Source organism: Nocardia pseudovaccinii, from assembly GCF_050942345.1.
Lineage (GTDB): Bacteria > Actinomycetota > Actinomycetes > Mycobacteriales > Mycobacteriaceae > Nocardia > Nocardia pseudovaccinii.
On sequence record NZ_CP192074.1, the window covers coordinates 5,388,209 to 5,399,085 of the forward strand.

10 protein-coding genes and 1 pseudogene are annotated in these 10,877 nt (G+C 64.6%); 7 read left to right on the plus strand and 4 right to left on the minus strand.

The genetic code is table 11. From position 1 onward, the window contains the following. The first annotated feature begins 420 nt into the window (after window positions 1-420). From ACQPZ2_RS24455 to ACQPZ2_RS24485, 7 genes are all read left to right on the plus strand, one after another. On the plus strand, window positions 421-3,198 hold the full coding sequence (locus tag ACQPZ2_RS24455; RefSeq protein WP_433520584.1) for a hypothetical protein: 2,778 nt from the start codon (window positions 421-423) through the stop codon (window positions 3,196-3,198). A 440-nt stretch (window positions 3,199-3,638) separates the two neighbouring features. Beyond that, window positions 3,639-4,079, plus strand: a complete 441-nt coding sequence (locus ACQPZ2_RS24460) for a hypothetical protein (protein ID WP_433520585.1) — start codon at window positions 3,639-3,641, stop codon at window positions 4,077-4,079. A 606-nt stretch (window positions 4,080-4,685) separates the two neighbouring features. Further along, complete coding sequence (locus tag ACQPZ2_RS24465; protein WP_433520586.1) at window positions 4,686-4,943, plus strand: transposase; 258 nt, start codon at window positions 4,686-4,688, stop codon at window positions 4,941-4,943. A gap of 8 nt (window positions 4,944-4,951) precedes the next feature. Continuing rightward, the gene (locus tag ACQPZ2_RS24470; protein ID WP_433527514.1) at window positions 4,952-5,701 is read left to right on the plus strand and encodes an IS3 family transposase; all 750 of its coding nucleotides are present in this window, start codon (window positions 4,952-4,954) and stop codon (window positions 5,699-5,701) included. A 1,037-nt stretch (window positions 5,702-6,738) separates the two neighbouring features. Beyond that, entirely contained in the window at window positions 6,739-7,650 is a 912-nt protein-coding gene (locus ACQPZ2_RS24475) for a prephenate dehydrogenase (RefSeq protein WP_433520587.1), read from the plus strand. Next, on the plus strand, window positions 7,647-8,642 hold the full coding sequence (locus ACQPZ2_RS24480; RefSeq protein WP_433520588.1) for an EamA family transporter: 996 nt from the start codon (window positions 7,647-7,649) through the stop codon (window positions 8,640-8,642). Before ACQPZ2_RS24475 ends, ACQPZ2_RS24480 begins: the two co-directional genes overlap by 4 nt. Then, entirely contained in the window at window positions 8,639-9,514 is an 876-nt protein-coding gene (locus tag ACQPZ2_RS24485; protein WP_433520589.1) for a hypothetical protein, read from the plus strand. The genes ACQPZ2_RS24480 and ACQPZ2_RS24485 overlap by 4 nt, the downstream gene beginning before the upstream one ends. A gap of 305 nt (window positions 9,515-9,819) precedes the next feature. Here the strand turns inward: ACQPZ2_RS24485 and ACQPZ2_RS24490 are convergent, their stop codons facing one another. From ACQPZ2_RS24490 to ACQPZ2_RS24505, 4 genes and pseudogenes are all read right to left on the minus strand, one after another. Continuing rightward, window positions 9,820-10,185, minus strand: a complete 366-nt coding sequence (locus tag ACQPZ2_RS24490; RefSeq protein WP_433520590.1) for a hypothetical protein — start codon at window positions 10,183-10,185, stop codon at window positions 9,820-9,822. Next, a complete protein-coding gene (locus ACQPZ2_RS24495; protein WP_433520591.1) occupies window positions 10,182-10,343 on the minus strand; it encodes a hypothetical protein in 162 nt (53 codons plus the stop codon). The genes ACQPZ2_RS24490 and ACQPZ2_RS24495 overlap by 4 nt, the downstream gene beginning before the upstream one ends. Next, window positions 10,307-10,576, minus strand: coding sequence for a hypothetical protein (locus tag ACQPZ2_RS24500; protein ID WP_433520592.1), 270 nt, complete (start codon window positions 10,574-10,576; stop codon window positions 10,307-10,309). The genes ACQPZ2_RS24495 and ACQPZ2_RS24500 overlap by 37 nt, the downstream gene beginning before the upstream one ends. Then, window positions 10,492-10,668, minus strand: a pseudogene (locus ACQPZ2_RS24505) (bifunctional 3,4-dihydroxy-2-butanone-4-phosphate synthase/GTP cyclohydrolase II); the annotation flags it as partial. The gene ACQPZ2_RS24500 and the pseudogene ACQPZ2_RS24505, both read right to left, overlap by 85 nt. Between the last annotated feature and the right edge of the window lie 209 nt (window positions 10,669-10,877).

The following is a 10,877-nucleotide window of genomic DNA, read 5'->3' on the forward strand; positions in this document are numbered from 1 at the left end:
CAGCGGACCGCATTCATGGAGAGAGCGGTCGACATCGGCAATCCGCACCGTCGGTGCGGTCAGCGAGCAGCAGCGCCGTCGCTCGGACCATTCGGTCACGAGCGCGACCGTGCGGCTCGAGGGTTGACCATGATCGGGTGCGGCCAGTTCGGGCTTTTCCCTGACACAGCAACATTTCAGCATCATCGGTTTACGTGAGTCGTGCGCATGTGGTCGCGTGACACGGCGCGCCCGCACGGAACAAGCCAGCACGACTTCACCGGCATTTCGGGTCACAGATTGGTGTCGACTGTGTACTTCTGCTGAATTGCGTACCCGCACCGCCGGATTCGGAGGCAGCAACCTCGATCCCGTGCGACGCTGTAGGCCCCCGAGGCTCGAGCCGGGGAACTATCGCAGTGTTCGAAAGGGCAGACAATTATGACAACGACCGACGACCGGGCGCACACCACCGACGACGCCGAGGAGGAGACGACAGCTACCGACGGCGAGGTGGCGGTGACCGAGCCGGAAACGGCCACTTCGGCCGAGGTCGAAGTGGCCTCAGCGGGCGAAACCGCGCCCGCTGAGGGTGAAACGGCGGCTGAGAGCGAAGCGGCGGATGCTGAAGCCGAAGCAGCCCAGGAGATCACGGTCTCGGTGGCTGAGCACGATTCGGCAGCCGAGTGGGAGCCCGCAGCTGCGACCGAGGGTACCGAAGCGCCGCAGGCCGAATCCGCATTTGCTGAGAGTGAACCGGCGGAGGGTGAGACCGTCGCCGACGCCGAGGCGGAACCCGTAGCTGAGGCACCCGATGCCAGTGAATCCTCCGCCGAGAGCGATCTGGTTGCCGAGAGTGAGGTGGTCACCGAAACTGCGGCAGCCGAGGGTGAGGCAGCCGCCGAAGACGAGCCCACAGCTGAAGATGAAGTGCCGCAACTTGACTCGACAGACGAGGCCGAAGACGAGGTTACCGACTCGGAAACGGAGGCGACCGCCGACGAAGGGGAAGCCACCGCCGACGCTCAACCTGACGCTGAGGCTGAAGCTGCGGCGCCGGTCGCGGAAGCCGAGGGTGAGGCAGCCGCCGAAGACGAGACCACAGCCGAAGATGAAGTGCCGCAACCTGACTCGACAGACGAGACTGGAGACGAGGCCGCCGACTCGGTCGAGGAAACGGAGGCGCCCGCGGCCGAAGACGAAGCCACCGCCGACGCTCAACCTGAAGCTGAGGCTGAAGCTGCGGCATCGGTGGCGGAAGCCGATGCTGTTGCCGACGAGGCCGAAGCCGGAACAGCAGGCGAAAATGAAGTGCCGCAAATCGAGGGGGCAGTCGAGGTCGCGGATACGGCTGAGGAAACGGCGGGGGTTGATGCCGAGGACGAAGTCGCTGCCGAGAGTGAAGCCGACGAGGCCCAACCTGACGCTGAAGGATCAGCCGAAGGTGCGGAGTCGGTCGCGGAGACAGCTGCCGTTGCTGCGACTGAGGCCGAAGCAGTCGCCGAAGGTGAAGTGCCGGAAGCCGAACCGTCAAACGAGGCCGAAGCCGAAGTCGAGATCACGGGGGACGCCGACAGCGGCGAAGGCGCAGTGACGGTGGCCGACGAGGAGATGGTCAGTGCCCCCGGCGAGGTGGCTGAAAGCGGTGCGGACGTCACGACCGAAACACCAGCCGAGGTGGACGTCGCCGCAGAAGACGGCGATGCGGTAGTCGCCGAAGCGGAACCGACCGTCGCGGAGGAGGCGGAGGCCGAAGAGGAGCAGGTCGCTGCGGCGGAGGTGGTCGCTGAAAGCGAGGCACCCGCACACGGCGAGGAGGCGCCCGAGGCTGAAGCAGTTGTGGGCGCAGCCGACGAAGAACATGCGGCCCCCACCCCCGAGGCGGAAGCGTCCGACGTAACAGAGCTGGCGGACGAGGCAGCCGTGGCGGAGTCACCCGATGCCCAAGCCGCCGGGATCTTCGAAGCGGTTGAACAGGGACAGGAAGCAACCGAGGGTGAGCCACCAGCGGCGGCCGAAGCCGAAGCGGAATCTGTCGCAGTTGGTGTGGAAGCCGACGAGGAATACGCAGCAGGCGATGAAGAGGATGTCGAGACCGAAGCCTCCGCCGAGGCGGTCGCTGCCGAAACCGACGCACCAACCGAGGACGAGACGGTGGCCGAGGTGGGTAGTGACATCGAGGTAGCTGAAGAAGAGAGCGTGACCCAGTCTCCCGAAGTGGAATTCGCCGCCGAAGCACACGCGATAGCCGAGGATGAGCCTGCGGTTGTGGAGACACCAGAGCCGGAAGCCGAACCGGTGGCCGAGGCTGAACCGGTGGCGGAGACCGAATCCGAGGCAGAGGTCGCGGTTGCGGAGGCACCAGAATCAGAGGCCGAACCGGCGGCTGAGGCTGAACCCGAAGCGGAATCTGCCGCAGTGGGCGTGGAAACGGACGACTACGCAGCAGCTGACGATGAGGACACCGAAGCCTCCGACGTGGTCGCTGCCGAAACCGACGCACCAACCGAGGACAACACGGTGGCCGACGTCGATGACATCGAGGTAGCTGAAGAAGAGAGCGCGGCCCAGCCCCCCGAAGTGGAATTCGCCACCGAAGCACACGCGATAGCCGAGGAAGAGCCCGCGGTCGCGGAGACACCAGAACCAGAAGCCGAACCCGTGGCCGAGACCGAACCGGTGACCGAGGAAGAGCCCGCCGTTACGGAGACACCAGAACCAGAGACCGAACCGATGGCTGAGGCTGAACCGGTGACCGAGACCGAGCCCGAGGCAGAGGTCGGGGTTGCGGAACGTGAAGAGGCAGCCGAGGGCGAAACCATTAGTGAGGTCGAGCAAGAAGCTGAGGACGCGGGCAGTCCCACCGAGAGTGACGTAGCCGAAGATGCGATAGCGACCGACGACGAGACAGGCGTCGAGTCCGAAGAGGAAGTGGGATTGGTGGCGGTCGGAACAGAGGATCTGGTGACCTATTCGAGTTCAGTCGCCCTGGCCACCGAGAAACCGGCATCCACCGGTGAGGGGGCAGCGGCGAGAATCAGCGATCATGCGGCGATCATCAGCGATCAGGCGAGGATCATCGCGAAACTTCGGCGAAGGGTGACGGTTCTCGAAACCATGATCAAAGCGCAGGAGGCCCAAGCCCACTCGCTGGTCGGACTCGCGACAACCTACAAGAACGAATTGTCCAGTCTCGCAGCCGATCTCATGGATCTCTGACCTGCCACCACGAAAACGCCGGGAAGCGCCTGCACGCTGTAAAGCCCACGGCGCTTCTCGGCCGATCCGGCGAGGACACGATCTCCGCACACACCACGATCAGGTGCGCGGCCGCCACCGGAGTGACATCGGCGGTGCCGATGACCACGGGATCACGGGCACGAATCGACGCCAGGCCGCGCACCTGGTGGTCGAACCCTTCCGGACACAGTTCGACACGAAAGCCGTTGCACTGCAACGGCTTTTGCTCGCTTTCCGGCCAGGCCCGGCACGATCGGAACCGGTCACCGAATCGGACCCGCCAGCGCGATGATCAGCCCCGGACCGCCCGAACCGGCGTCCCGCATACGACAGCTGCCTCGATTCCCCCTCGTGCGCGGATCAGCCGAGTTCGAACGACCCACTTCCCCTATTAATACGCGTATGCTTACTATATGCACATGCGTACTATTGACATTCCCGAACAGCCATTCGCGGACGGCATCGTGCTCATGCCGTGGAAACCCGGTCCGCGCCAAGACATTTCCGGGCGTGTGTTCGTCAGCGTGACCGACTTCCTGGCCCGGTCCGAGGAGGAAGTCCGCAGCATCTACGAGATCGGGCTCGAGCTGGGGAACACCTGGCCGGTCATGCAGGGCGCGGTGGGCCTGTGGCTGTGGGGCAGGCCCACCGCGCGGCGCGGCGGATCCATCACGGTGTGGGAATCAGAACAGGACATGCGCCGATTCGTACGATGGCCGGTGCATGCCAAGATCGTGCGGGCCTGGCGCGGCAAGGTGGGCATCGGCACCGACTCGTGGCAGGCCGACCAATTCGAACCGCGACAGGTACTGGAACGCGCGCGGAACACACTCGAACGTCCACATCGCGAAGCCGCATAACCCCGATCGAAACAACCGCCGTACCGCAGGCTGGTCAGTCCCTATCAGCTGCGTTCGTAGGTGCCGGTCAGGTCCATCGGCCCGAACGTGAAACCCGAGTCACCGATGACGCAAGGCCTGACCACACGCAAGCCGACGCGTCACAACCCGATCATCCCGAATGGCCCTCGCTACAGGCAACGCCGAGTGCCGACCAGACGTGAGAGCGCTGCGCGCAATCGCAATGCGGCAATGCAGGCACGCAAGGTGGCGCTCGACCCGCGCTACGCCGGACGCGCCTGCAGATAGTCCGTCGCCGACATCACCTTCAGCGCCTGCCGAACGCCGAGTGGCGCCCATGCTGCCGACGCATCGTGCACAACCACCGGATCGATGAGCAGCACGACGGTACCCCTGGCCTCGAGCTCGAAACCGCCTGCGGCCGTGATGTTTTTGACCCAGTCGGTCCCACTCCTGGCGCGAATTCGCCCCCATTTCCGGGTTAGTTCACCACCCTGACACCCGCCTCCACGCCCCGGTCTCCGACCTGCGATTTCACGTGTCAGCGGGGTGTCGCTGTGCGATTCCCCTCATATCGTGGAGGCCGGACCATAGAGGAAAGGCCAGATGGCGGAGAAGAGACGCAAGTTCGATGCGGACTTCCGCGAGGGAGCGGTGCGGATCGTGCGGGAGACGGGTCGCCCGGTCGCGCAGGTCGCCCGTGAGCTGGGGATCAACGAGGGCACGCTGACGACCTGGATGGCGCGGGACCGGCAGCAGCGTGATGGTGCGGCCGGTGACCGGTTGAGTGAGTCCGAGCGTGAAGAGCTGACAAGTGGCACGACCGGGCGCCGACAACGCGGCAACAGCGGCGTGCGCAGCTGACCGAGGCGATCGGCATGATCTTCGAGGGCAAAACCTACGACAGTCCCCGTATCGGCGACGAGCTGCGTGAGGATGGCTGGCAGGTGTCCGACAACACCATCGCGCAGATCATGGCCGAAAGCGGTTGGGTTGCAAGGAAAGTCAAACGTAAACACAGCCTGACCAGGCCGGGGAAACGGCCGGTGGCGCCGGATCTGGTGCGCCGGCAATTCACCGCCGTCGCGCCGAACGTGCTGTGGTGCGGTGATGTGACCGAAATACCGACCGAGGAGGGAAAACTGTATCTGGCGTCGGTGGAAGAACGGTTCTCCGGCCGCCTGCTCGGCTACGCAACCAGCGCCCATCACGATGCCGAATTGACCTGTGCCGCACTGCGAATAGCTGCAACCATCCGCGGCGGGGGCATCGATGGAGTGATCTTCCACTCCGATAGAGGCAGCGAATACACCGCTGCGGCGTTCAACCGGCTCTGCCGCGCCCTGGGCGTCGTGCAATCGATGCGCCGGTTCGGATCAGCCCTGGACAACAGCCCCGCCGAGGCGTTCAACTCCACCCTGAAAGTCGAGTTCGCCCACCGGCACCGGTTTCGCACCCGCGCCGAGGCCCGGTTGAAGATCGTCACCTGGATCACCGGGTTCTACAACCCAGCCCGCCGCCACTCGCTGTGTGGCGGGAGATCACCGATCGACTACGAGACCCACATGGCCACCGTCCGAGCGGAGGCCGCTGCAGCCCTGTCACGAGACGAGGCCGCATAAAGGGACCCTCCACACTTCGAGGGGATTGACAGGTGCCGAGATTGCCTATGTGTCCGTGATCGGCGAGATAGCAATCCCTGATCTTGCGCTGATACTCCGAGGTCAGGCTCTGCTCGAAGCTCGAGATGCGCGCGCTGCGCCCGTGCAGCGGGGCCAGCAGTTCCACGACCGGGCTGGTGGATGGATGCCGTAGATCGGCGGCGGCGACGGCGTTGAAGTCCAACAGCAGCGCGCGCAGCTCCGGTCGCTCGTCGGGCGCGGCCAAGCCGATGCCAAGGTTGTCGGAGACCACCTCGAAGATCTGGTACAGGTTGACCGGCGCGGCGTGCTGCAACAGTACCGGCCATTCATCAGCATCGGATAGGCCCGCCAACAGTTCTGCGGTGAGATTGCCGAGCTGGGTCAATGCGATGATGCGGGCGAATAGGTTGCGATGCCGATTTGCTGTCGACAGCGCCCAGGTGAAGAATTCTCTGTATTCCACTTCGGGTAGAAATCGGTCCAGACATGCGAGCAATGCCTGCCGGGTCACCGCGACCGATTCGCATCGTTGTTCAGAATTTCTGTTCATAATGGAGCCCTGCGATTGCATGTATTGTCGAGAAATGTAGATCGCGAGGACTACCGCGCGGCCGGAAGGTAGGGTCACCGAAAGCGGCGAGCATTGGTCACCTGCGGTTGACACCGGGTCGCCCGCCCAGGACTGTAATGGGGATCAATGCACCTGGCAAGCGGTAACGCGTGCGAGATTAATCCATGCGATGCGGATGCGAATGGATTCGAAGGCCATGCAATATACCTAGGTAGATTCCTGACATGGGTACCCTTAGGTACCCCATAGGTAAATTCGGAAAAATTGCTACCGAGGATGGTTCACGCCATTGACCGGCGTCCACGCGACGGCGTACATTTGCCCGCACTCGGGCGCGGTCAGACGCCCGAAAATACATCGCAAAGATGAGGGTTGCGCGATGGATATCCGAGAAACAAGTGCTGCCGTTAACAACACACGTGGCGTTTCGACCGAAACTGGCCGAATGTATCCCGAAATCGGCGAGATACATTCGGTCGCCGTGATCGGCTGCGGGCTGATCGGAACGTCGGCGGCGTTGGCACTGCGCCGCCGCGGAATGGTGATCTACCTGCACGATACCGATCCCACGGCCGCGTCCGCGGCTGCAGGCCGGGGTGCGGGAATCCTGGGCCTGCCGCCGTCGGCCGTCGATCTCACGGTAGTCGCGGTTCCGCCGCACAGCACTGCGGCAGTACTCGCCGACTGCCAAACCAAAGGACTTTCGCGCGCCTACACCGATGTGGCCAGCGTCAAGTCCGTCCCGGCGCGGGAGGCTGAGCTGTTCGGTTGCGATCTCACCACCTACGTCGGCGGACATCCGATGGCCGGTGGCGAGCGATCGGGTCCGATGGCAGCGTCCGCCGAGCTGTTCGACGACCGAGTCTGGGTGCTCACCCCGGATTCGCGTACGCGACTCGATGTACTGCGCGCGGTCGCCGACCTCGTCACCCGCATAGGCGCCCGCCCGATCGTCATGGCACCCGCCGACCACGATCGCGCGGTCGCGCGCACATCCCATGTCCCACACCTGGTTTCCGCACTGCTCGCCGCCCGCCTCGCCGGTGCGGACGAGGCGGTTCTGCGGCTGTGCGGCGCGGGTATCCGCGACACGACCCGAATCGCCGCTGGCAATGCCAGGCTGTGGACCGAGATTCTGCGAGCCAATGCGGACGAGATCTCGGCGGTATTGGCCGAGGTCGCCACCGACCTGCAGACCGCGGCGCACGCGCTACACGGCGATCCCGCACAATTGACCGCCCTGCTCGGTCGCGGAAACGCGGGGCGAGCCGCGCTGACGACCACAATGTCCGCACCGGGATGGCCGTCGGCGGGCGTCGGCGTATACCGGCAGCTCGACGAATCGGTCTCGCGATGACCATCGGCGGCCGCGGCGCGGCGACCATGTTCGGCAGTCGGATCGCGATGCCGCGCGAGGCGGCGCTGCTGTCCGCTGCCGTCGGGCCGTGCCTGTTCGGAACCGCATTCCTGGCCACCGCCTGTCTGCCCAGCACTCCGGTGTGGAATGCGGTCTATAGGGTGCTGCCCGCCGGTGTCCTGCTGATCGCGCTGTGCCCGGCGCTGCCCCGGGGCGTGTGGTGGATGCGTTCGATCCTGTTGGGGGCCTTGAACTTCGGTGGCTTCTTCGCCCTGCAGGCGCTGGCCGCCCACCGCCTGCCCGGCGCCGTGGTCGCCACGATCTCCGCCGCGCAGTGCCTGGTCGTGCCGATGCTGCTGACCGTGCTCGGGCAGCGTGTCGGCAGCCGGGATTTCTGGGTGCCACCGATCGGGCTGGCGGGGGTCGCACTGCTGGTACTCGAGGGCGAGGCCGCGTTCGACACGCTGGGCGTCGGTGCCTCGGCCTGGCTGGCGATCCTGTCGGCCACCGGGATGGTGCTGACCCGCCGCTGGGGCGCGCCACCCGGGGTGCACCCGCTCGGGGCCACCGCATGGCAGATGATCGCGGGCGGGCTGCTGCTGTTGCCGATCGCCGCAGTGGTCGACGGCGCGCCACCGCGATTGAGCATCGGTCAGCTCAGCGCGACGATCTGGCTGTCGGCCGGAGCCACGGCACTCGCATTCGCGCTGTTCTTCGGCGGACTCTATCGCGGCGTTCCCGCGACGACGGCGTCGCGGCTGATGCTGCTGGCTCCTGTCGTCGCGACCACCCTCGGCTGGACCATCGCCCACCAGAGCCTGCGCCCCGCGCAGCTGGCCGGGATCCTTCTCGTCCTCACCGCACAACTGGTCGGTCTGGCTCGGCCCGGCGAACCGACCCCATCTCCCAGCAACAAGGCAGCCGCCGTCCGGAGATGGATGGCACAGACCCGAGTCCCAGTACCGATGGAATGGAAGGCGCGGCCCCGATGAGCGATATCACAGACCAGTTGACCAGACAGCGCTCCCACCGGACTCCGGCGACCCGCGGCGTGCGGGGCGACGAGCTGAGCAAACCCCATCGGCTGGTGCACCTGTTCCGCGATTCGTATGCGGGTTCGCAAGGCCGCCAATGGTTGCAACCCCACGTGATGTGGTGGATGTTCACATTCCTGCGCGAGGAGGGTGTGCAGGCCGATCTCGACCTGTTCACCACACCGGAGATCGTCGGGCGAGCCGCGACGATGGCCCTTCCGCCCGGTCATCTACGGGTGGAACCCGCGAACCACACGGAGCTGAACTTCCGGCTCTGGTGGTCGATCATGACCGATATCGCCCACGTCGTGTACGTCCCCGAGAGCGGATGCAACCTGCTGCCCGACGCGGCGGAGCTCGAACACAGGGCGCACCGCTTTGGGCTGCGGCCCTGGATGTCGAGCAGCACCTTCGAAGAATTGTCTGGTATCTCCCGCGCGCTCACCATCATCAGCACACACGAACACGCGCAGCTTGCGGGCACCGACGAGATCATGCTCCACGTACTGCTGCCCGAACTGCTCGTTGCCGAAATGCATTGGCTTTATGCAACATCGGGCCGGCCACGAACCGACGGTCGTCCGGCGCGCGATGTCGTGCTGCTGCGTCGCTGTGCCCAGGCCCGCGCCCGGTCAGCCGTCGGCCGCTATCTCGACCCGCTGGATCAGCTGTATCTGCACGCCGATGAACTGCTCGAGCAGCTGACCCACCGCCCCGAGCCCAACCTCGCCACCCGAGAAATCATGTCGCTGTACGCGGAACTGCGCCGTGCGGAGAACTACGGCGCCGAGACGCAATTGCGCTGCCCGATCCTGGCCGCGGACCCATGACGTCGGCATGACGCCCCGCATTCGGCCCAACGGTATTGAGTGCGAGGTCCTTTCAATGTCATAGCCTCATACATCTAGCAGTCCCGAACCTTTCGGCCTTCTCACCCACCTTTCCCGGCGTCTCCCGGGTCGGACTGCGCGCAGCTGCTACCAGGCTGCTGCGGCCCGGCGAGACGATCTCTCATCTCCCTCGATCCCGATCGCCACACGGCGCAAACGCGAAACGTGCCAGATCCAGTTTTCCGCGCCGTCGGCCTGCGCGGCGCGATCGCGGACGATCAGTAGATAGGCATTCGGAGAGGTACCTATCGCGCACTGATGCGGAGACCGCTGTGTCGCGCTTCGGCCACGACCTCGTCGACGACGCGGTGGGTGAGCTGAACCACTTCGAGGAACGCTTGATCCTCCTTTTCACCCAAGCCGGTATAGCCGATGCAGACGCGCTCGAGGATATTCTGGGGCGTGTAGTCCAGAACCAGGATTGGTCTCATACTTGGCAGCGGTGCCAACCTCGGACGGCGCGCCACGGTGATGGCTTGTCCGGACGACCTGGGAATTGCCAGCAGCGCCGCCCATTGCCGGGCAAGTTCACCCGCCCCCATTCGCACGGTACGACCGAGCCAATCCTGTTCCGGTTCGGGGAAATCGTTCTGTTTGAACAGATGGTTCAAACAGAGATACTTGACCTCGAGATAAGGGTCCCGAGCTCGCTGAAGCACATATGCGGGACCCGACCCACCACACAAATACCGTGTTCCTCCAATGCCGCAATCTTTTCCGGATTATTCGTCATCAATCGGACATCTTCCATACCGAGGTAACGCAGCATAAAGCGCCATGACTGTAGCGGCGGACATCGTAGGAAAGGTTGAGCGCGTCGAACGCCTCCACCGTATTGAGGCCTTCGTCTTCCAGTCGGTACGCCTGGGCCTCGAGGTACAACCCGACGCCACGCCCCTCATAGCCGTCCCATTCCCACCCTCGTCGAAGTAGAGCAGCACTGCCACACCCTCTTGCCTCATCTGCTCGAGCGTGCCGCAAAGCTGTTGATAGCAATCGCATTTGACGGAATGAAATACGTCGCCGTAGAGGCATCGGAAATGAATTCGAACCATTGGTGGCCGGGCATGCAATTGGTCATATGTACCCACTACTGCCGCGACGACCGGTGACTCCTATGGCATCGGCGAACTTTTGTTGTGCCAGTCCGTGCAGCTCTCGGACGGCCCCGAGCCATTCACCGAATATTCGCATCTTGGTGCTGCGATCGGGGTCCGGCATGCGCACGTCGACATCCCCGAAGCGGGCGCAAGCCGCATCCGCCGTGCGTCCCCTGTCTCGGCCGACCCGAAGATCCGGTGAA